Source organism: Amycolatopsis sp. NPDC006131 (assembly GCF_040614175.1).
Classification (GTDB): domain Bacteria; phylum Actinomycetota; class Actinomycetes; order Mycobacteriales; family Pseudonocardiaceae; genus Amycolatopsis_E; species Amycolatopsis_E tucumanensis.
The window spans coordinates 243,970-263,274 of sequence record NZ_JBEXTX010000002.1; the positions used below are offsets into that span (position 1 = coordinate 243,970).

General features: G+C 71.4%; 22 protein-coding genes and 2 tRNA genes. 15 read left to right on the forward strand and 9 right to left on the reverse strand.

Annotated elements, in window-relative coordinates:
- The first annotated feature begins 21 nt into the window (after positions 1-21).
- The 5 genes from ABZ215_RS02270 to ABZ215_RS02290 all read left to right on the forward strand — a co-directional run bounded on the left by ABZ215_RS02270 (position 22) and on the right by ABZ215_RS02290 (position 3,403).
- Entirely contained in the window at positions 22-1,728 is a 1,707-nt protein-coding gene (locus ABZ215_RS02270; protein ID WP_354947136.1) for a phosphatidylglycerol lysyltransferase domain-containing protein, read from the forward strand.
- Positions 1,729-1,790: 62 nt separating this feature from the next.
- Positions 1,791-1,880, forward strand: a tRNA-Ser gene (locus ABZ215_RS02275).
- Between the two features lie 42 nt (positions 1,881-1,922).
- Positions 1,923-1,995 (forward strand) — tRNA-Arg (locus ABZ215_RS02280).
- Between the two features lie 211 nt (positions 1,996-2,206).
- Positions 2,207-2,590, forward strand: a complete 384-nt coding sequence (locus ABZ215_RS02285) for a hypothetical protein (RefSeq protein ID WP_354947138.1) — start codon at positions 2,207-2,209, stop codon at positions 2,588-2,590.
- Between the two features lie 300 nt (positions 2,591-2,890).
- On the forward strand, positions 2,891-3,403 hold the full coding sequence (locus ABZ215_RS02290) for a lysyl oxidase family protein (RefSeq protein ID WP_354947140.1): 513 nt from the start codon (positions 2,891-2,893) through the stop codon (positions 3,401-3,403).
- Positions 3,404-3,407: 4 nt separating this feature from the next.
- Here the strand turns inward: ABZ215_RS02290 and ABZ215_RS02295 are convergent, their stop codons facing one another.
- Entirely contained in the window at positions 3,408-3,998 is a 591-nt protein-coding gene (locus tag ABZ215_RS02295; protein WP_354947142.1) for a hypothetical protein, read from the reverse strand.
- Between the two features lie 143 nt (positions 3,999-4,141).
- Here ABZ215_RS02295 and ABZ215_RS02300 point away from each other — a divergent pair, with 143 nt between their 5' ends.
- A complete protein-coding gene (locus tag ABZ215_RS02300) occupies positions 4,142-4,762 on the forward strand; it encodes a hypothetical protein (RefSeq protein WP_354947144.1) in 621 nt (206 codons plus the stop codon).
- A 4-nt stretch (positions 4,763-4,766) separates the two neighbouring features.
- Here ABZ215_RS02300 and ABZ215_RS02305 read toward each other — a convergent pair whose 3' ends face one another.
- From ABZ215_RS02305 to ABZ215_RS02315, 3 genes are all read right to left on the reverse strand, one after another.
- Complete coding sequence (locus ABZ215_RS02305) at positions 4,767-6,338, reverse strand: AMP-binding protein (protein WP_354947146.1); 1,572 nt, start codon at positions 6,336-6,338, stop codon at positions 4,767-4,769.
- A 66-nt stretch (positions 6,339-6,404) separates the two neighbouring features.
- A complete protein-coding gene (locus tag ABZ215_RS02310) occupies positions 6,405-7,445 on the reverse strand; it encodes an LLM class flavin-dependent oxidoreductase (protein ID WP_354947148.1) in 1,041 nt (346 codons plus the stop codon).
- A gap of 32 nt (positions 7,446-7,477) precedes the next feature.
- Positions 7,478-8,617 carry a cytochrome P450 gene (locus ABZ215_RS02315; protein ID WP_354947150.1) on the reverse strand — a complete coding sequence of 380 codons (1,140 nt, stop codon included), beginning with the start codon at positions 8,615-8,617 and terminating at the stop codon, positions 7,478-7,480.
- A gap of 89 nt (positions 8,618-8,706) precedes the next feature.
- On the opposite strand from ABZ215_RS02315, the gene ABZ215_RS02320 reads away from it, so the two are divergent.
- The 7 genes from ABZ215_RS02320 to ABZ215_RS02350 all read left to right on the forward strand — a co-directional run bounded on the left by ABZ215_RS02320 (position 8,707) and on the right by ABZ215_RS02350 (position 14,462).
- A complete protein-coding gene (locus tag ABZ215_RS02320) occupies positions 8,707-9,786 on the forward strand; it encodes a helix-turn-helix domain-containing protein (RefSeq protein WP_354947152.1) in 1,080 nt (359 codons plus the stop codon).
- Entirely contained in the window at positions 9,783-11,273 is a 1,491-nt protein-coding gene (locus tag ABZ215_RS02325) for a DHA2 family efflux MFS transporter permease subunit (RefSeq protein WP_354947154.1), read from the forward strand. The genes ABZ215_RS02320 and ABZ215_RS02325 overlap by 4 nt, the downstream gene beginning before the upstream one ends.
- A gap of 24 nt (positions 11,274-11,297) precedes the next feature.
- Positions 11,298-11,420 carry a ribosomal protein bL36 gene (locus ABZ215_RS02330; protein WP_020416524.1) on the forward strand — a complete coding sequence of 41 codons (123 nt, stop codon included), beginning with the start codon at positions 11,298-11,300 and terminating at the stop codon, positions 11,418-11,420.
- A gap of 77 nt (positions 11,421-11,497) precedes the next feature.
- A complete protein-coding gene (locus tag ABZ215_RS02335; protein ID WP_027935633.1) occupies positions 11,498-12,190 on the forward strand; it encodes an SDR family oxidoreductase in 693 nt (230 codons plus the stop codon).
- Positions 12,191-12,227: 37 nt separating this feature from the next.
- Positions 12,228-12,557, forward strand: coding sequence for an antibiotic biosynthesis monooxygenase family protein (locus ABZ215_RS02340; protein ID WP_020416526.1), 330 nt, complete (start codon positions 12,228-12,230; stop codon positions 12,555-12,557).
- Entirely contained in the window at positions 12,554-13,735 is a 1,182-nt protein-coding gene (locus ABZ215_RS02345; protein WP_020416527.1) for a CaiB/BaiF CoA-transferase family protein, read from the forward strand. The genes ABZ215_RS02340 and ABZ215_RS02345 overlap by 4 nt, the downstream gene beginning before the upstream one ends.
- Before the next feature lie 226 nt (positions 13,736-13,961).
- Entirely contained in the window at positions 13,962-14,462 is a 501-nt protein-coding gene (locus tag ABZ215_RS02350; RefSeq protein ID WP_237338214.1) for a hypothetical protein, read from the forward strand.
- A gap of 152 nt (positions 14,463-14,614) precedes the next feature.
- Here the strand turns inward: ABZ215_RS02350 and ABZ215_RS02355 are convergent, their stop codons facing one another.
- Positions 14,615-15,205 carry an ImmA/IrrE family metallo-endopeptidase gene (locus tag ABZ215_RS02355; RefSeq protein WP_237338213.1) on the reverse strand — a complete coding sequence of 197 codons (591 nt, stop codon included), beginning with the start codon at positions 15,203-15,205 and terminating at the stop codon, positions 14,615-14,617.
- On the reverse strand, positions 15,202-15,576 hold the full coding sequence (locus ABZ215_RS02360; RefSeq protein ID WP_017986264.1) for a helix-turn-helix transcriptional regulator: 375 nt from the start codon (positions 15,574-15,576) through the stop codon (positions 15,202-15,204). Before ABZ215_RS02360 ends, ABZ215_RS02355 begins: the two co-directional genes overlap by 4 nt.
- A gap of 119 nt (positions 15,577-15,695) precedes the next feature.
- Between ABZ215_RS02360 and ABZ215_RS02365 the strand changes: the two genes are divergently transcribed.
- On the forward strand, positions 15,696-15,917 hold the full coding sequence (locus tag ABZ215_RS02365; RefSeq protein ID WP_020416530.1) for a DUF2188 domain-containing protein: 222 nt from the start codon (positions 15,696-15,698) through the stop codon (positions 15,915-15,917).
- Between the two features lie 96 nt (positions 15,918-16,013).
- Here the strand turns inward: ABZ215_RS02365 and ABZ215_RS02370 are convergent, their stop codons facing one another.
- A complete protein-coding gene (locus ABZ215_RS02370) occupies positions 16,014-16,625 on the reverse strand; it encodes an SIS domain-containing protein (RefSeq protein ID WP_354709182.1) in 612 nt (203 codons plus the stop codon).
- A 22-nt stretch (positions 16,626-16,647) separates the two neighbouring features.
- Positions 16,648-17,808, reverse strand: a complete 1,161-nt coding sequence (locus tag ABZ215_RS02375; RefSeq protein ID WP_354947157.1) for an MFS transporter — start codon at positions 17,806-17,808, stop codon at positions 16,648-16,650.
- 83 nt (positions 17,809-17,891) lie between these two features.
- Here ABZ215_RS02375 and ABZ215_RS02380 point away from each other — a divergent pair, with 83 nt between their 5' ends.
- Positions 17,892-18,431 carry a TetR/AcrR family transcriptional regulator gene (locus tag ABZ215_RS02380; RefSeq protein WP_237338210.1) on the forward strand — a complete coding sequence of 180 codons (540 nt, stop codon included), beginning with the start codon at positions 17,892-17,894 and terminating at the stop codon, positions 18,429-18,431.
- A gap of 536 nt (positions 18,432-18,967) precedes the next feature.
- On the opposite strand, the gene ABZ215_RS02385 is transcribed toward ABZ215_RS02380, so the two are convergent.
- Entirely contained in the window at positions 18,968-19,249 is a 282-nt protein-coding gene (locus tag ABZ215_RS02385; protein WP_017986268.1) for a metal-sensitive transcriptional regulator, read from the reverse strand.
- Positions 19,250-19,305: the final 56 nt, after the last annotated feature.

A 19,305-nucleotide genomic window follows, 5' to 3' on the forward strand; every position in this document is an offset into this window, starting at 1 on the left:
ACAGGGGTGTCCGGGAGGACGTTGACCGGGGAGCGGCCGGCCGTCTGGCGCGTCACGGGCGCGGCATCGGTCGCGGCGATCACCTGGGTGACCAGGCTGGTCGGGCTGCTGGCGGTGATCTCGGTCGTCCTGCCGGCCGGGCGGCGCGGCATGCGCGGGCACGTCGCGGTGTGGCTCGGGCTGCCCCAAGAGGCGACGACGGCCGCGGCCGCCGTCGTGCTGGCCGTCGGGGTGCTGCTGATCATGCTCGCGTCCGGGCTGAAGCGGCGCAAGCGCCGGGCGTGGCAGCTCGCGCTCGCCGCCAGCGTCGTGCTGGCGGTGTCGCACCTGGGGATGCAGCACGTGTTCGGGGCCGGGGTGGTGGCGGTCGCGCTGGCCGTGACGCTGGTGCTGAACCGGCGGCACTTCGTCGCGCTGCCCGACCCGGTGACCGGGAAGTGGGTCGCGCTGCGGGTGTTCCTGCAGCTGCTGGTGGCCGGGTTCGTGATCAACGTCGCGCTGCTGTCGGTGGCGCCGTCGCGGTTCATGGCGCCGTTGTCGTTCCCGGACCGGATGGCCGAGGCGGGGCTGGCGCTGTTCGGGGTCAGCGGCCCGGCCGAGTTCCACGTCGAGTGGATGGACGACCTGACCGCCACGGTCGGGCTGCTGTTCGGGCTGGGCGCGGTGCTGCTCGCCGCGTACTTCCTGCTGCGCTCGGCCGAGCCGGCGCCGCACCTGAGCGAGGACGAGAAGGCCCGGCTGAAGGCACTGCTGGACAAGCACGGCGCCCGCGACTCGCTCGGGTACTTCGCGCTGCGCGACGACAAGTTCGTGGTGTTCTCCAAGACCGGCAAGGCGGCCGTGACGTACCGGGTGATCGCCGGCGCGGCGATCGCGTCGGCCGATCCGCTCGGCGACAACGAGGCCTGGCCGGGTGCGATCGAGGAGTTCCTGGCGGAGTGCCGCCGGCACGGCTGGGTCCCGGCGGCGATGGGGTGCTCCGAGCTGGGCGCGACCGCGTGGGCCCGGTACGACCTGGACGTGCTGGAGATCGGCGACGAGGCGGTCGTCGATGCCGCCACGTTCACGCTCGAGGGCCGCGTGATGCGCGGGGTGCGCCAGGCGGTGGCGAAGACGAAGCGGGCCGGGTACGCGGTGCGCGTGCGGCGGTCGGAGGAGCTGGCCGAGGGTGAGCTGGCCGAGCTGGAGGCGCTGGCGGCGAAGTGGCGCGGGAGCGACACCGAGCGCGGGTTCTCGATGGCGCTGGGCCGGATGGGCGATCCCGGGTCGGTGCTGGTGACCGCCGAGCAGGACGGCGTGGTGCGGGGGCTGCTGCAGTTCGTGCCGTGGGGCAGCGACGGGCTGTCGCTGGACGTGATGCGCCGCGACCGGACCGCGGACAACGGCATCAACGAGCTGATGATCTCGGAGCTGCTGCTGGCCGCGAAGGACCACGGTGTGAGGTACGTCTCGCTGAACTTCGCCGCGTTCCGGAAGCTGCTGGAGCAGGGCAGGCGGATCGGGGCGGGCCCGGTGGCCCGCGCCTCGGCGAAGGTCCTGGGATGGATGTCACACTGGGTGCAGATCGAGACGCTGTACCGGTTCAACGCCAAGTTCCAGCCGGCGTGGGTGCCCAGGTACCTGGTGTACCCGGGCGTGCGCGAGCTGCCACGGGTCGGGGTGGCCGTCTTCGAGGCCGAGGGGTTGGCCGGACGTTCCCCCAGGTTGCGGCGGTTGTTGCGGAGATGAGGGGGTCCTTTGCCGTGGCTTCGAGGGGCTGTGTACGCTATCTCAGCAGTGGTCGTGATCCGGGAGGCTTCGCCTAGTCTGGTCTATGGCGCCGCACTGCTAATGCGGTTGGGGGTAACCCCCCCTCCCGGGTTCAAATCCCGGAGCCTCCGCAAGGCACTCGGACCCCGAGTGCTAGAGTGAAAACTGAACAAGCGCCCGTAGCTCAACGGATAGAGCATCTGACTACGGATCAGAAGGTTAGGGGTTCGAATCCCTTCGGGCGCGCGTCTGGTTGAGACAGCAAGACCACGAAGCCCCTCTGGCAACAGAGGGGCTTCGTGCTGTTCAGGGTGGTTCGAGGACGCGACCGGCGCTGGGTGGTATGACCCCAGTGGGGGATTCCTCCTCTTCGGGTGCAACTGGGGCTGGGGCGGCCGCGACCAACCAGCACCGTTGTCGCGCCGCTCGAGGAGGAGCCGTGACGAAAGTCTTCTGATTGCTCGTGGTCGGCCTGATGTTCGCCGTGGCCGGTGTGCTCGGCTCGGCCACCGCGTCCGCTGCCTCGGTCACCCCGGTCTTCATCAGTGGCAACCCGTCCTGCGACGGTGGCATCAAGATCGACCCCGTCGTCAGTGGCACCTACGGTCCGGTTCGGATCGTCGTGAGTGGATCGTCGTTCAGCTTCTACACCGTCGGTGACGCCGTGGTGAGCGACGTGATCGTCAAGGGCGGCCCGAACGCGAACTGGTACCACTACGACCCGCCGGTCACGTCGGACACCGGCCTCACCGCCCCGCTCAACCCGAACAGCGGCAAGCCCTACGGCCTGAGCCACCTGTGCATCTCCGTCGACGACAAGAAGTTCCCCGACCCCAAGTGAACACCGTCAGCGGCCGGGCACGATCACACGGAGCGTGCCCGGCCCGCCCTCGCCGGCGGTGCCCGTGATCCGTCGTCTCGCGCCGGCCGTCCTGGCGGCCGCGCTCCTCACCCAGGTCCCCGGCATCGCGTCCGCCGCGGAGCCACTGCAGCCCGACCTCGGCATGGCGCGCATCAGTGACCTCAAGATCGCCACAACCGCCTCGGGCAACGGCAGCTCCGCTTCTCGGCGACGATCGTCAACGTCGGGCGCGGGCCGTTCGGGCTCGTCGCGGACTGGGCGTCCGAGGCGTCGTCCTTCGTGGTCTCCCAATGGGTTCCGCAGTCGGACGGCTCCCGCCTTTCGGTCGGTGTCCCGGCGAGCCTGGTGTACGGCGGGGACGGCCACGGCCACTGGCACGTGCGTGACCTGGAGAGCTACCAGCTCGTGCGGCTCGACAACGGCAGCAAGGTCGGCACCTCGTCGAAGGGCGGCTTCTGCTTCTTCGACACCGACGCCTACCGCCTCACGTTGCCGGGCGCGCCGCAGTCCTCTGTGTACTCGCCGGAGACCTGCGGGCATCTCGACTCGCTGACGGTGTCGATGGGCCTGTCCGTCGGCTGGGGCGACCGGTACCCGTGGACGCTGCCCGACCAGTACATCGACATCACCGGCCTCGCCAACGGCCAGTACCGGCTCATCGCCACCGCCGACGCCCAGGGCCTGTTCGTGGAAAGCAACCGCGCCAACAACTCGACGTGGGTGGACATCGCCGTGACGAGCCGCAAGAGCGGGACGTCGGTGAAGATCGTCGGCTACGGCCCGGCGGCCTGAGCCGTCAGCGGGACTGGAGCGCGTCCAGCGCCACGGCCTGCGCGAGCACCAGCCGGCGGTCCAGCGACGGGTCGGCGACGCGCACCAGGTAGTGGTCGCGGAACCGGGTCTTCTTCTCGAAGCTGCCGACCAGCTGGCCGTCGCGGACGAAGTCGAAGTGGTACTTCCACGGGAACGGGATGTCGCCGACCCATGGGAGGAAGTCCCAGACGCGGCGGAACAGCGCCAGGGCCATGCTGCGCTCGCTGATCTCCACCGGCGGCAGGCCCGGCTGCTCCAGCCGCCACGTCGACCGCAGCAGCGACTTGCCGAACTGCTTGCCGAACACACCGATCGGCTGCCCGTCGCCGGTCGTCACGTCGTAGCCGCTCGCCAGGTCGATCACCTTGCGGGCACGGAACGCGGCGAGCACGTGTTGCTTGCTCTCGTCCGCGTAAAGGGTGACCTGCTCGCGGAAGGTCATCCGCTTCTGCTCGACGAACGCGACCAGCGCGCCGGGCCCGCCGTTGCCGTCGTCGGTGAACACCTCGTAGCGGTTCACCATCATGGTGACCCGCTGGTGGACGTGGAACTGGTCGTGCTGCTGCAGGTTCACGGATCTCCCCAGGTCGGCTGTCTGCGCGGCGTGCCTCGACCGTGGCCACTCTAAGCGGTCCGGGGGTGAAAATCACCGGGCTTACCAGGCGGCGCGCGGGCGGGTTGGCTCGGGGAACACCAACCGGAGGTGAGCCGCGTCGCATGTCGCAGAATCTGGTCGTCCTGGGAGCCGGGGGTCTGGCACGTCAGATCGTGGGGGTGGTCGAGGACATCGAGGACATCAACCTCCTCGGGTTGCTCGGCGAGCCCGACGAACACAGCCGGGAGAACGACACCCCGGTTCTGGGCGGTGACGACGTGCTCAAGGGCCTGGACACCGACTACGTCCTCGGTGTCAGCAACGTCCTGGTGCGGCGCAAGCTCGACGAGTTCGCGACCGAACTCGGCAAGGAACCCGGCACGGTCCTCCACCCCAACACGCGGGTGGAGAAGCGCGTCGCGATCGCGCCGGGTGGTGTTTTCATGCCCGGCGTCAACCTCCAGGAGGGCGCCTCGGTCGGGCGGCACGTCCTGGCGAACGTGAACGTCCTGATCGGCCACGAGGCCGTGGTGGGTCCGCAGGTCACCGCGAGCCCGCACGCCGTGATCGGAGCCCGCAGCCGGATCGGGGCCGGAACCACCATCGGCATCGGGGGCATCGTCCTGCCCGACGTGACGGTCGGTGAAGACGTCGTGATCGGCGCCGGCGCGGTGGTCACCAAGGACGTCCCGCCGCAGACCACCGTCGTGGGCGTACCCGCCCGGGCCCTGCGGCCAAGGTGAGCGGTCAGCTCGGCTGAGCCGCGTGCCGCCTCCGCACGTCCACCGCGCCGTTCGTTGATGCGCGCAGCGGGGCCTTTTGCAGCTTGCCCGTCGCGGTCTTCGGCAACTCGGTCATCAGCTTGACGAAGCCGGGAACCATGTGTTTCGGCATGCGCTCGCGGCAGAACTCGGTCAGCGCGGACGGGTCGATCTCCGCTCCGGGGTCCGGCACGACGCAGATCATGACCTCGTCCTCGCCGCCGGCGTCGTCGGTCTTCACGCCCACCGCGGCGCACTCCGCGATCCCCGGGTAGTGCAACACGGCCTGCTCGACCTCGTACGACGAGATGTTCTCGCCGCGGCGGCGGATGCAGTCCTTGATGCGGTCCACGAAGTGCAGCCGCGACTGCTCGTCCAGGAAACCGGCGTCCCCGGTGTGGAACCACAGGTCACGCCAGGCCTCGACGGTCTTGTCCGGCATCTTGAAGTACCCGGCCATGAACGCGCCGGGAATCCGGGGGCGCACAACTATCTCGCCGACGGTGCCTGCCGGGAGCAGCTGCCCCGTCTCCGCATCGGCGATGGCCAGCTCGAACGCGTTCAGTGCCTTACCGGAGTTCCGGCCCGAGGTCGAGTACGCCACCATGTTGCACTCGGTCATGCCGAATCCGTGGAGCACCTCGACGCCGAAGCGCCGTTCGAACTCCGGGGCGCCCTCGTCGGAGACCGGGATCGACAGCACCGCCCGCAGCCCGTGGTCCAGGTCGGCGTCCGAAGGCGGCTGGTGCAGCACGAAATCGGCCATCACGCCAAGCAGGTGGGTGATCGTCGCGCCGGTGCGGCGGACGTCCGGGAGCCACCCCGACGCGCTGAACCGCTTCGCCAGGTAGAACTGGGCGCCCGCGAACAGCGCCGCGCCGACCTGCATGAACAGGCCGTTCGCGTGGAAGAGCGGCAGGGCGACGTACTCCTTGTCCGCCGGGGTCATCCGCAGGTGCGTCGCGATCCCGGCGCCGAAGAGCACGCAGTGCGCGTGCGGGAGGAGCACGCCCTTCGCCGGCCCGGTGGTGCCGGACGTGTAGAGGATCGTGGAGATGTCCGATGGCGCCAGCTCGGCGGGCTCGGCGATCGGGGCGTGCGCCACGACCTCGTCCCACCGCGGCTCGCCGAAGACCACGACTTCGCGGACCGAACCGGGCAGCCCCGCATCCCGCACCGTCTCCAGCAGGTCGGCCTGGACGAACACCACGGACGGCTCCGAGTTCGCCAGCTGGTGGCCCAGGAACTGCCCCTTCAGCTCCGGGTTGAGCGGCACGAAGATGGCGCCGATCAGGTTGGCGCCGAACAGCACCGCGAGGATCTCGGGCCGGTTCCCGGTGACGCACACGACGCGATCGCCCTTGCCGCAGCCGGCCGCGGACAGCCAGCCGGCGACCGCGGCCGCCTTGTCCCACACCTCCCGGTAGGTCCAGGTCGTGCCGTCGAAGGACTCCACGAACACCTGCTCCGGCTGCGCGGCGGCGTGCTTGCGCAGCCGGCTCGGCAGGTCCGTCCGGACGGCGTTCACCAGTGGCGTGCGGGAGCTGGCCGAAGTCACGAGTCTCGTCCTCCTGGCGCGGGGCGTCGGTGACCGCGTTCCGGCAGACGATACCTCAGTTTCAATTCACTTGGTAGGGCCGAACTCCGCCTGTACCTGGGGCAGCACCTCGGTGCCCAGCAGTTCGATCGCCGTCATCACGTGCTTCTGCGGCACCCCCGACCAGTCCATCTGCATTCCGTACCGGTCCGCGCCCACGAGCTTCCCGACCGTGATCAGCCGGTCCGCGACCTCGTTCGGGCTGCCGGTGAACAGCGACGACGCCCCGGCGGTGTACGCGTCGTACTCGGCGCGGGTCGGGACCGCCCAGCCGCGGGCCCGCGCGCCGTACTTCATCGTTTCCAGCCAGTACGGGTAGAACGTGTCCTTCGCGTCCTGCGACTTCCGCGCCACCAGCCCGATCGCGCTCATCGTCACGTGCTGCGTCGCCGGGTCGTTGCCGGACACCTCGCTCGCCCGGCGGTACAGCTCCACCAGCGGCGCGAACCGCTCCGGGCGGCCGCCGATGATCGCGTACACGACGGGCAGCCCGAGCGCGCCGGCGCGGATCGAGGAGTCCTGGTTGCCTCCGGTGCCGACCGAGATGCGCAGGTGCTCGCCGTACGGCCGCGGCAGCACCCGCGCACCTCGCAGCGGCGCGCGGAACTTGCCCGACCACGTCACCGGGTCCTCGCGGTCCAGCGCCAGCAACAGGTCGAGCTTCTCCTCGAACAGCGCGTCGTAGTCCTCCAGGTCCGCGCCGTACAGCGGGAACGACTCGATGAACGACCCGCGCCCCACCAGCAGCTCGGCCCGGCCGCCGCTGAGCTGGTCGAGCGTCGTGAACTGCTGGTAGAGCCGCACCGGGTCCTCGGTGCTCAGCACGGACACAGCGGTCGACAACGTGATCTTCGAGGTCACGCTCGCCGCGGCCGCCAGCACCGTGGCCGGGTTGGAGATCGCGTACGAGTCGAGGTGGTGCTCGCCGAGGCCGTAGAACCCCAAGCCGAGCTCGTCGGCCAGCTTCATCCGCTCCAGCGTGTTCGCCAGCGCCGCCGAGACGGACAGCTGTTCGCCGGTGACCGGGTCGGCCGGGCGGTCACCGAAGCTGTAGATGCCGAGTTCCATGCCTCCCAAGGTAACCAGCGGATGATGACACGTCAACCAAATCGGACGACGAGGCTCGACAGCCGCCAGGTCCCCGGGTCCGGCATGCGCTCGACCTTCACCGGTTCGAACTCCCGGGCCAGCAGCGCGGTCAGCGCCACCTCGGTCTGCACCCGGGCCAGCGCGGCGCCGAGGCAGAAGTGCGGGCCGTGCCCGAAGCCGAGGTGCCCGCCGCCGGGCCGGGTCACGTCGAAGCGGTCCGGATCCTCGAAGGCGCGCGGATCCCGGTTGGCCGCCGCGACCGCCGCGACGATCGCCTCGCCCTCGCGGATCAGCACGCCCTCCAGTTCGACGTCCTCGCGCGCGTACCGCGGGATCGTCATCAGCGTCGGCCCGCACCAGCGGATCAACTCGTCCACCGCGCGCGGCATCAGTCCCGGGTCGGCACGCAGTGCGGCGAGCTGGTCCGGGTGCTCCAGCAGGGCGGCCACGGCGTTCGCGACGAGGTTCGACGGCGTCTGCCCGGCCAGCACCAGGTGCCACACGAGCGTGACCATCTCGGTGTCGCTGAGCCGGTCCTCGGCCCGGATCAGGTCGGCGAGCACGTCGTCACCCGGCTCCTCCCGGCGGCGGGCGATGGCGGCCTGCGCGCCGGCCATGACGCTGGGGATCGCGGCGGCGAACGCCGGGCCGTGGCCGCTCGCGACCGCCATGCCGTACTCGCGCCACTGCGGGCGGTCCTCGCCGGGGATGCCGACCAGCTCGCAGATCACGTCCATCGGCAGCGGACGGGCGAAGTCCCGCAGCAGGTCGGCCTCCGCGGGCAGGTCGTCGAGCAGCCGTCCGACGAGCGGTTCGACGCGTGGCCAGAAGTCCAGCGCGCGGCGCGCGGAGAACGCGGGGGACACCAGGCGGCGCAGCCTGGCGTGCTCCGGACCCTCCACTTCGGACATCGTGCGCATGTACGCGCGGCAGTGTTCGGGCACGTCCGGGCGCTGGTAGCTGTTCGAGGTCAGCTCGAAGCGGGGATCGGACAGGACCGCTCGCGCGGTCTCGTGGCAGGTCGCGGCCCACACCGGGCCGAAGCCGGGCGCGCCGACGCGGGCCAGCGGCGACTGCTCCCGTGCGCGGCCGTAGGCGGTGAACGGGTCGGTCAGCACTTCGGGATCGGTCAGGGAGATCTCGGGAATCACTCGCACTCCAGATGTTGAGTTCAGATGTTCACGTCATCTGAATGGGCACGATATCTTGGTCTTCGTCCGGATGGCAACGAGGAGGCTTCGTGGCGCGGCTGACCAGGGCGGAGACGCAGGAGCGCAACCGCGCGAGAGTGCTGGTCGCGGCCCGGGACGAGTTCGCGGAGCGGGGGTTCCGGGACGCCAAGGTGGACGTCATCGCCGAGCGGGCGGAGCTCACGCGCGGCGCGGTCTACTCGAACTTCCCCGGCAAGCGGGCCTTGTACTTCGCGGTCCTGGCCGACCTCGCGGCCCGCGCGGAGCCGTCCCCGCACAGCAGGCCCGGCACCGACGCCCGGTCCGCGGTCGGCTCGTTCGCCCGCGACTGGATCGTGCGGGACGCCGGCCTGGCCCGCGACCTGCCCGCCGAGGTGATGGCCGACGAGCGGGTGCGGCTGCCGTACGCGCAGCTCATGGAACTCGGCGCGCTGCTGCTCGCGCTGGCGGTGGAACGGCTCGACCCGCCGGAGTCCCCGCCGGGCGCGCCGCCCGCGCGGTACGTGCGCCGGGCGCGGGCGGTGCTGACGTCGCTGCACGGCGCGCGTCAGCTCACCGTCGCGGCGCCCGGGTTCGTCGAGCCGTTCGACGTGATCAGCACCTGTGAACAGCTCGCCGACCTGCCGTTCAACGACTGGTGGGCCCCGCCGCAGGTGTCCCCGCACCCGCGCCCCGCCGACGAGCCGTGGTCGCCCGGCGAGGCCGTCGACCTGGTGCGTGGCGAGCCGGTCCGGCTCCCGTCCGACGGCGTCGTCGCGGTCCTCGGCCTGCACCGGCTCGCCGTCGTGGAGGAAGCCGTCCGGGCGGGGCTGGATGTCACGCTCGTGGCGGTCACCGGGGAACCGGCCGAGCTGGGGCCGCTCGCGCGCCTGGTGATCACCGAGGTCGCCGCGTGCCTGCGGCAGGCGTTCCCCGAGGCCGCGTGGCCGCGCCTGCGGGTCGTGTGCGACGAGCGGGGCGAGCTGGCCGCGGCGGCCGGGGTGGCGGCGGTCAGCGATGCGACCGAGGTGGCAGTGCGCGTGGCCGGCGGCCGGATCGTCGCACGCGCGGACGGGTTCGGCGCCTGCCATGCGGTGTCCGCGGGGAAACTTGCGCCCGCCGCCACCGCCAACCACGATCGGTCCTCGTGACTACGGCGGAAACCTCGCTCCGGTACGGCCAGGCCGCCGGGCGCTGGGTCCTGTTCGCCACCGTTCTCGGGTCCGGTGTCACGTTCCTGGACGCCACGGTCGTGAACATCGCGCTGCCCAAGATCGGCAGCGACCTCGAGGCGAGCACGGCCGGTCTGCAGTGGACGATCAACGGCTACACGCTCAGCCTCGCCGCGCTGATCCTGCTCGGCGGCTCCCTCGGCGACCGCTTCGGGCGGCGGCGGATCTTCGTGCTCGGCGTCGCGTGGTTCGCGATCGCGTCGCTGCTCTGCGGGCTCGCGCCGGACGTCTGGACGCTGGTCGCCGCCCGGGTGCTGCAGGGCGTCGGCGGCGCCCTGCTCACGCCCGGGTCGCTGGCGATCCTGGAGGCCTCGTTCCACCCCGACGACCGAGCGAAGGCGATCGGCGCGTGGTCCGGGCTCGGCGGGATCGCCGGGGCGCTCGGACCGTTCCTCGGCGGCTGGCTGGTCGAGGTGGCGAGCTGGCGGCTGGTGTTCCTGATCAACGTGCCGCTCGCGGCGATAGTCGTGCTGGTCGCGCTCCGGCACGTCCCGGAGACCCGCAACCCGGAGGCCGCGCGGCAGCTGGACTTCACCGGCGCGGCGATGGGCGCGCTCGGGCTGGCCGGGCTGAGCTACGGCTTCACGGCGTGGCCGGCGCTCGGCGCGGGCTCGCCGACGGTGCTGGCGGCGCTCGGCGTGGGGGTCGCCGGGATCGCGGCGTTCGTGCTGACCGAGCGGCGGTCGCGGCACCCGATGCTGCCGCTCGGCGTGTTCGCGTCGCGGGCGTTCACCGCGGCGAACCTGGTGACGTTCGCGGTGTACGCCGCGCTGGGCGGCGTGTTCTTCCTGGTCGTGCTGAACCTGCAGGTCGTCGGCGGGTACTCGCCGGTCGCGGCGGGTTCGGCGATGCTGCCGGTGACCGCGCTGATGCTCGTGCTGTCGGCGCGCGCCGGGGCGCTCGGGCAGCGGACCGGGCCGCGGCTGCCGATGACCGCAGGGCCGGTCGTGTGCGCGGTGGCTCTCGTGCTGCTGTCCCGGATCTCGGCGAGCCCGTCGTACCTGACCGAGGTGCTGCCCGCGGTCGTGGTGCTCGGGCTCGGCCTGTCGCTGACGGTCGCGCCGCTGACCGCGACCGCGCTCGGCGCGCTCGACGACCGGTACGCGGGGGTGGCAAGTGGCGCGAACAACGCGATCGCCCGCACCGCCGGGCTGCTCGCGGTCGCGGTGCTGCCGCTGGTCGCGGGCATCGGCACGGGCAGCCTGACCGATCCCGCGGCGCTCGCGCCCGCCTACCGCACGGCGATGCTGGTGTGCGCCGGACTGCTCGTCGCGGGCGCGTTGATCGCGTTCGCGTTCGTGCCCGGCCGCCCGAAGCCGGCGCCGGTCAGCCCGGTGAAGGTGCACTGCGCGGTGGCCGGCACACCGCTGCACCCCGCGGAATGCCGCGAGCCCTGGGAACGTTGACCGGTGTGCGAGGAAGGAGCGGGTATGAAGAGCAGGAATTCGCTCAGGTCGCTCAAGCGTCAGCCGGGCTCGATCGTGGTCCGGCGCCGGGGGCGTTCGTTCGTCATCAACAAGAACAACCCCCGGGTGAACGCCCGTCAAGGCTGAATTGTCCGGAAACAGGGTCCGTCCAGAGTCGACGGACCCTGTTCTTTTGTGTCGCGTGCCGTTTATCGTGTCGATCGATGAACGTGCGTGGAACTGCCGTCGTGGTCGGCGCTACCGGCGGGATCGGTGCGGAAGTGGCCGCCGCCCTGGCCGACCGGTACACCGTATGGGTCGCCGGGCGGGACGAGACCGCGTTGAAGGAATTGGCCGGAACGTTACCGGACGCGCATTGCTGGACCGTCGACCTCGCGGCTGATCCGGACATTTCCGATAATTGTCCGGAATTGTCGTCGGTCGACGTGGTCGTGCATTGTGCGGGTGTTTTCCAACTGGGTTCGGTCGCGGACACCGATCTCGACGTGTGGCGTGAGCTGTTCGCCGTGAACCTGTTCGGCGTCATCGGGACGACCCGGCGGCTGCTGCCCGCGCTGCGAGCCGCGCGGGGCCGGGTGATCCTGGTGAACTCGACGGCCGTCCTCGGCTCACCCGCCCACCGGTCCGCCTACGCCGCCAGCAAGACGGCGCTGCGGGTGTTCGCCGAGGCGCTGCGCCGCGAGGAGCTCCCGAACGGGGTCCGCGTCACGAGCATCTACCCGGGACGCGTCGCGACGCCGATGCAGCAGACGGTCCGCCGGATGGAGGGCGGGCCCTACGAGCCCGAGCGGTACCTCGACCCGGCGTCGATCGCGGACGCGGTGCGATCCGTGCTGGACGCGCCGCCGAACACGCATCCGACCGAACTCGTGATCGAGCCCGAATGGCGTCCGTGACCTTGCGGTCGCGGCCCGCATCCGGTGGTATGGCGGCATGAACCAGACGGACGCTGTCGTCGTGATCGCGACCATCGAGGCCGCGGAAGGCAAGGAGGCCCAGGTCGAGGAGGCGCTGCGGACCGCGGTGCGGGCGGTGCACTCCGAGCCGGGCTGCGAACGCTACGCGCTGCACCGCGACGCGAAGTCGCCGACGACGTTCGTGATGGTGGAGAAGTGGGCGTCCGGCCCGGCGCTCGGCGCCCACGGCAAGGGCGCGGCCCTCGCCGAACTGGGCGCGGCCCTCGACGGGCTGCTCGCGAAGCCGATGGACGTGCGGCTGCTGACCCCGCTGCCGGACGGGGACGGCAAGCTGGGCGCGCTGTGAACCTGCCGCTCGCCGGGATCACCGTCGTCAGCCTGGAGCAGGCCGTCGCGGCGCCGTTCGCGACGCGCCAGCTCGCCGATCTGGGTGCCCGGGTGATCAAGGTGGAACGTCCCGGTGGCGGCGATTTCGCGCGGCGCTACGACACGACCGTGCACGGCCAGTCCAGCTACTTCGTCTGGCTCAACCGGTCCAAGGAGTCGCTGACCCTCAACCTCAAGGACCCCCGTGGCCGGGAGGTCCTGGCCGGCCTGCTCGCCGGCGCGGACGTGTTCGTGCAGAACCTCGCGCCCGGCGCGGCGGCCCGCCTGGAGCTGGATCCGGCGACGCTCGCGCAGCGGTACCCGTCGTTGATCCCGTGCACGATCAGCGGGTACGGCACGGACGGGCCGTGGGCGGAGCGGAAGGCCTACGACCTGCTCGTCCAGTGCCAGACCGGCCTGGTGTCGCTGACCGGGACGCCGGAGGGCGCGGCGCGGGCGGGGGTGTCGGTCGCGGACATCGCGGGCGGCATGTACGCCTACTCGGGCATCCTGACGGCCCTGTTCACGCGGGCCACGACCGGCCGGGCGGAGCCGGTGGAGGTGTCGTTGTTCGACGCGCTGTCCGAGTGGATGGGACAGCCGGCCTACTACACGCGCTACGGCGGCACGCAGCCGCCGCGGGTGGGCACCCAGCACGCGACGATCGCGCCCTACGGGGCGTACACCGCGGCCGACGGCAAGGACGTGCTGTTCTCGATCCAAAACGAGCCGGAGTGGGTCGCGCTGTGCTCGCGGTTCCTGCAGCGGCCCGAGCTGGTCGACGACCCGCGGTTCGCGACCGGTTCCGCACGGGTGGCGCACCGGGACGAGCTGAACGAGATCGTGGCGGCGCGGTTCCGCGAGCTGGACAGCGACAAGATCATGGCCCTGCTGGACGACATCGGCGTGGCGAACGCGGGGGTGAACTCGGTGCACGAGTTCCTGGCGCACCCGGTGCTCGCCGAGCGCGACCGGTGGCGCACGGTGCCGATCCCCGGCGGGACGGTGGAGGCGCTGCTCCCGCCGGTGATCATGGGCGGGTTCGAGCCGCGGATGGGGCCGGTGCCCGAGGTGGGCGCGCACACCTCCGCGATCCTCCAGGAACTCGGCCACGACGAGGCCGCCGTGGAGCGACTGCGGGCGGAGGGTGTGGTCTGACCCGCGGGGTTGGCGGGGGTTGTTCTCATAGTCGAGTGGCCTTGCGGTTGGGCGACGATGCGCCTGCCGAGCGGTTTTGGGGTTGCAGGGGTGGTCTGATCCTGGCCCGCCGGTGCCGCCTCCTGCTGGGGCAATGGGTGCTGGTCCGGTGGAAGTAGAGCCCGCAGCGCGTCGGGGGGCTGGGGTGACCTGGATTGAGCCCCTCGTTCGTGGGGTACTCCCCAGTATGCGTCGCACGTTGCTCGGGATTTACCTGAACGACCATGTGGCCGTGGTGACGGCCGGGGTGGAGCTGGCCAGGCGCTTCGCCCGCGCCGAGGCCGACTGGGCGGGCAACGGCAAGCTCGACCGCCTCGCCGAGGAGATGGCAGAGGACCGCGACGCCCTCGTCGACATGATGCGCGCTCTCGGCGAACCCTCCCGCCCCACCGGGCACTGGGCCGGGTGGCTCCTGGAGAAGGCGGGCCGGCTCAAGTTCAACGGCCGCCTGCTGAACCGTTCGCCGCTCAGCCGCGTCGTCGAACTCGAGGGGCTCCGGCTCGGCGTCGAGGGCAAGGTCGCGGCCTGGCGCACCCTGCGTGCCCGCGCCGCCGTCGACCCGCGGCTGGACGCCGACCGGCTCGACGAGCTGATCGCGAACGGGCGCAGTCAGGCGACGCGGCTCGAACGCCTGCGGGCACGCGCGGTGGCCGAGCTGTTCGGTGAGGAAACCGACCAGGCCGCCTGACGACACCGGTTCGCGCGCCAGGATCCACGAGTTCTTCCCTGTGGTTAACCCGTTTCGTCGCGTCGTGTGTTAGGCGTCTCCCATCAGTCCGCAATGGACAGTCGAGTTGTCCACAGATCCGTCCACCTGTGGATCGGTTTGTGGACAACCGCTCAGGCGGGTGTGGCGTACCGGGCTTCGGCTTTGAACCGCGTTCGCGCGGCGATCCGGCGGGCGCCGCTCATGTTCATGCGCCACGTGGCCATCGCGACGCTGACCCGGAAGTGGTTGGCCACCGAGTGATCCGACCAGCCCTTGAACGCGGCGATCCGCGCGGCGTCGGTGGGGATGAGGAGCTCGCCGGACAGTTCGGCGGCCTCCTCCTCGATGCCCGCGACGGCCGAGCGGCAGCCGTTCTCGTCGGTCAGCGTTGGGCCGAACGGGTGCTCCAGGAGCACGTGCGCCATCTCGTGCGCGATCGTGGATCGCCTGCGGCGCATGGGGTGCACGTGGTTCTCGATGATCACGGCACCGCTCGGGTCGAGCGGGACCAGCGCCGCGGAGAACACGTGCGGGCGTTCTTCCGTCAGGTGCCGCACCGACTCCGCAGGCAGGAACGGGCTGCGCAGGTCGAACACCTCGATCCCGTACAGCTCGGCCAGCGCCCACGGGTCCAGCGGGGCGAAGACCTCGGTCCCCAGCTCGGCCCGCACCTCGAGGGCGAGTTCCCTGGCCTCCTTCTTGAAACCACGGCGGAGGGTCATTTCGACTCCTTGTTCTTGGCGCGGATGTGTCGCATCGTCAGGCCGACCACGTCCAGCAGGTGCTGCTGGTCGGACTCGCTGAGTTCTTCCTCGGCCCGGAGCAGCGGCGCGAGCTGCGCTTCGAGCGAGGGCCGGCGGCGCCCGTCGGGCTGGCCCTCCGGCCACACCATGAACGTCTCGGCGGGCATCCCGAGCCACTGGACGAGCGCGATGAACCCGTCCAGGTCCGGCCGATGACCGTTGCCCATCCGGCTGACCAGGGACGCGCTCACCCCGGCCTCGGCCGCGAGCTGCCGCCACGACAATCCGCGTGACTCGCGCTCCGCGTCGAGGGCCGCATAGAGCCTCCCCGTGTCCAGCCGTCCGCCCATGTGGCACACCTCCGCTTTCCGTTCCGTCGCAGTTTTGCCGAACCGTTGCGGAGGTGCAACGGTGATGTACTATAGGGACAGTGTTGCTCCAGTGCAACACTCGAGGAGGGAGAGGGATCATGTCGCGGACGGTGTACTGGGTCTCGCCGATGCTGGGCAGCTGGGATGTGAAGCGGGGCGAGGCCGTGCTGTCGCACCACGAACGCAAGCGGGACGCGGTGCGCGCGGCCGCGAAGCTGGCGCGCGCCGACCGCCCGAGCGTGCTCAGAATCCAGCGGCGCGACGGGTCGATCGAGAGCAGACGGCTCTACGGCAACGATCCGCTGCCTGCTCCGGGTTGACTTCTCCCGCGGCCTGCCGCCGGGGGTGGGGTGGGTGGGCATGGGGTGGACGATAGGGGTGGGGTCTGACAATTCGGGGCGCTTCGTCCCGGCGCCTCAGGAGGCCCTCCGCCCGGCGTCCCCTGTGGACAGTGCGGTTTCCACCTCCGCGCACAGGATGTGGACCGCCACGAGGTGGGCTTCCTGCACGGTCGCCGCCGTGCCGGGCAGGCACAGGGCGTCTTCGACGACGTTCGCCAGCGGATTCGGGCTCGGCCCGGTCAGCGCCCACACGTTCGCCCCCGCCCGCACACCCTCCTCGGCCGCGCGCGTCAGGTTGCGGCTGCGGCCGTTCGCCGACAGCAGCAGGAGGATGTCGCGCGGCCGGGCGTGCGCGCGCACCTGCCGCGCGAAGACCTCGGCGTGGTCGTACTCGTACTCGTCGCCCACCGCGATGAGGCTGGAGGCGTCGGCGTGCAAGGCGATCGCGGAGAACGGCGGGTGGTCGTCGTGGTAGCGGCCCAGCAGGTCCGCGGTCAGTTGCCTGGCCTCGGCCGCGGACCCGCCGTTGCCCGCGGCGAGCAGCCGGCCGCCCTCGCTCAACCGCTCGGCGAGCACGCGGCCCCATCGCGTGAGGCGCCCCGTCTGCCGACGGAGCGCGCTCAGCGTCTCGTCCAGGGTGTCCAGGTGTCCGCGCGCCACGTTCGGCAGTGTGGTGGTCGCGCTCATGTGGAGGAGGTTTGCCTGCTGTTCAACGTTTAAACTTCTCCGCCGCCCACGCGGCGGCCAGCCCGGCGAGGAGGAAGAACGCCGCGAGCCACGGCAGGAAAGCGCCACGCACCACCTCGAGCGCGGCGGCGCCCAGCACCCCGGCCAGGGACACCGCGAGGTAGATCGCCGACGCGTTCAGCGACACCACCAGCGACGGCGTCGTGGGCGCGGCGGCGATCAGCTGGTGCTGCTGCGGCACCATCACCGACCACGAGGCCAGCCCGTAGGCGACGACGGCGATCAACGCGCCGGCGAACGTCGCCGTCGTCCACGGCATGAGCGCGAAGTCGAGCGCGCCCAGCGCCATCGCGGCGGTGATGACCCGCATCGGGCCGACGCGGTCGGTCCACCCGCCGGTCACGACGTTGCTGACCGTGCCGGCGACCCCGGCGGCGAACAGCAGGGCGGTGAGGCGGACGCCGTCGCCCGCGGTCGCCTGCTCGACGATCACGCTGAGGTAGATCGTGACCAGGTAGATCCCGACGAACATGGCCACGGTCGCGGTCAGGATCAGCAGCACGGTCCGGTCCCGCAGCGGGGCCAGGCGCGCCCGCAGGGTGGTGGCAGGCGGGTTCGGCACCGGCGGCAGCCAGAGCGCGACGCCCGCCGCAGCCACCAGGCCGAGGGCGGCGACCAGCCACATCGTCTGGCGCCAGCTCGCCACCGAGCCGAGCAGCGTCCCGATCGGCACGCCCAACGCGGTCGACGACACCAGGCCCAGCGTGACCAGCGACATCGCGCGGCCACGCCGTTCCGGTGGCGCCAGGGCGGCCGCGGCGGTGGAGGCGGTCGGCGTGATGGCGGCGGCACCGGCCGCGGCGATCACCCGCGACGCCAGGGCGAGGCCGTAGTCCGGCGCGAGGGCGGTGACGGCGTTGCCCAGCACGAAGACGCCGAGCGCGGCCAGTAGGACGGTGCGCCGCGGCCAGTTCCCGGTCGCGGCGGCGAGCACCGGGGACAGCACGGCGTAGGCGATCGCGAAGACGGACACGAGCTGGCCGGCCTCGCCGACGCTGACGTCCAGCGAGCGGGCCAGTTCGGGCAGGACGCCGTTGACGACGAAGGCGTCCGTGCCGACCGCGAACGTCGCGATCGTCAGGACGCCGATCCGGGCTGGCAGGCGGTGAGTGGTGGTGACCATGGCTCCTCAAACGGTACTGATCGGTTCCGTTTGAACGGTACTGATCGGTTCCGTTTCTCGTCAAGATCCGATACCGTGGAGTCATGCCGACTCGAGCCCGTGAACGTCTCGTGCAGAGCGCCGAGGACCTGTTCTACGCGGAGGGCATCCGCGCGGTGGGGGTCGAGCGGCTGCTGGAGGTGTCCGGCGTCGGGCGCGCGTCGTTCTACCGGCACTTCGCGAGCAAGGACGACCTGGTCGAGACGGTCCTGACCGAGCGCGACCAGCAGTGGCGGCAGGCGCTGGCGGAGGGCGTCGCCGCGCGCGGCGACCACCCGCTGGCGGTGTTCGACTTCCTCGCCGAGCGGTTCGCGCGGGCGGACTACCGGGGCTGCGCGTTCATCAACGCGATGGCCGAGGTGGGCGACGCGGACGCGGCGGTGTACCGGCTGGCGCGGGCCCACAAGGGGGCGGTGACGGACTACCTGGCCGGGCTGCTGGAGAAGGCCGGGTACGCCTCGAGCGCGACGCTCGCGAAGCAGCTGATGCTGCTGGTGGACGGCGCGCTGGTCACGGCGCTACGCGAGCGCAGCGCGGAGCCGGCCTTGAGGGCTAAGGCGATCGCGGCGGCGTTGCTGGGCTGACGGGTGGTGCGGCGTTGGTCGGCGCGGTGGCTGAGGGCGCAGGGGTCGGGTGGGGTGGAAGCCGAGACTCCGCGATGCGGGCGGTGGTGCGCTTTGTGGGCGCGGCGCGGAGCCGGCCTTGAGGGTGAAGGCGATTGCGGCGGCGTTGTTGGGCTGACGGGCGGTGGGCCGCTGGCCGGCGCGGTGGCTGAGGGCGCAGGGGTCGGGTGGGGTGGAAGCCGAGACTCCGCGATGTGGGCGGTGGTGGCGCTTGGCGGGCGCGGCGCGGAGCCGGCCTTGAGGGTGAAGGCGATTGCGGCGGCGTTGCTGGGCTGACGGGCGGTGGGGCCGTTCGCGGGCGCGGTGGCTGAGGGTCGCGGGGTGCGGCGGCCGGGGTGGGTGCCCGCTTGCGCCGGTGCTGTCACGCGCGAGGATCGGGCGGCTGGGTGGCGATGGCCGCAGCCGCCGATTTGTGGGACGAGCTCGGTGCGGCGGCGCTGTGGGTGCTGGTGAGTGCGAGGTTGCCCGGACTTCGAGGCGCGAGGCGAAAAGCCAGGTCAGGACTTCACGAGGCGTGCGATGGCGTCGCTCGCTTCGCGGACCTTGACTTCCGCTTCGCGGCCGCCGGCGCGGGCCGCGTCCACCACGCAGCTCGACAGGTGCTCGTCGAGCAGTTCGAGCGAGAACGACTGCAGCGCCTTCGTCGCGGCGGAGACCTGCGTCAGGATGTCGATGCAGTACTTGTCCTCTTCGACCATCCGCTGCAGGCCGCGGATCTGGCCCTCGATCCGGCGCAGTCGCTTGAGGTAGGCGTCCTTGTCTCCGCTGTAGCTCGCCATGTCCGCCTCCGCTCTCGAAAAACTCCCGCCATCATACCCGCTCCCCGTATCCGCAC

Bases quoted from the DNA above. Each gene is read 5' to 3' on its own strand.
- ABZ215_RS02365 (WP_020416530.1), top strand. From the start codon at position 15,696: ATGTCGCGGACGGTGTACTGGGTCTCGCCGATGCTGGGCAGCTGGGAT.
- ABZ215_RS02385 (WP_017986268.1), bottom strand. From the start codon at position 19,249: ATGGCGAGCTACAGCGGAGACAAGGACGCCTACCTCAAGCGACTGCGC.
- ABZ215_RS02355 (WP_237338213.1), bottom strand. From the start codon at position 15,205: ATGACCCTCCGCCGTGGTTTCAAGAAGGAGGCCAGGGAACTCGCCCTC.
- ABZ215_RS02310 (WP_354947148.1), bottom strand. From the start codon at position 7,445: ATGGAACTCGGCATCTACAGCTTCGGTGACCGCCCGGCCGACCCGGTC.
- ABZ215_RS02370 (WP_354709182.1), bottom strand. From the start codon at position 16,625: ATGAGCGCGACCACCACACTGCCGAACGTGGCGCGCGGACACCTGGAC.
- ABZ215_RS02340 (WP_020416526.1), top strand. From the start codon at position 12,228: ATGAACCAGACGGACGCTGTCGTCGTGATCGCGACCATCGAGGCCGCG.
- ABZ215_RS02350 (WP_237338214.1), top strand. From the start codon at position 13,962: ATGCGTCGCACGTTGCTCGGGATTTACCTGAACGACCATGTGGCCGTG.
- ABZ215_RS02360 (WP_017986264.1), bottom strand. From the start codon at position 15,576: ATGGGCGGACGGCTGGACACGGGGAGGCTCTATGCGGCCCTCGACGCG.
- ABZ215_RS02330 (WP_020416524.1), top strand. From the start codon at position 11,298: ATGAAGAGCAGGAATTCGCTCAGGTCGCTCAAGCGTCAGCCGGGCTCG.
- ABZ215_RS02335 (WP_027935633.1), top strand. From the start codon at position 11,498: ATGAACGTGCGTGGAACTGCCGTCGTGGTCGGCGCTACCGGCGGGATC.
- ABZ215_RS02380 (WP_237338210.1), top strand. From the start codon at position 17,892: ATGCCGACTCGAGCCCGTGAACGTCTCGTGCAGAGCGCCGAGGACCTG.
- ABZ215_RS02300 (WP_354947144.1), top strand. From the start codon at position 4,142: ATGTCGCAGAATCTGGTCGTCCTGGGAGCCGGGGGTCTGGCACGTCAG.
- ABZ215_RS02375 (WP_354947157.1), bottom strand. From the start codon at position 17,808: ATGGTCACCACCACTCACCGCCTGCCAGCCCGGATCGGCGTCCTGACG.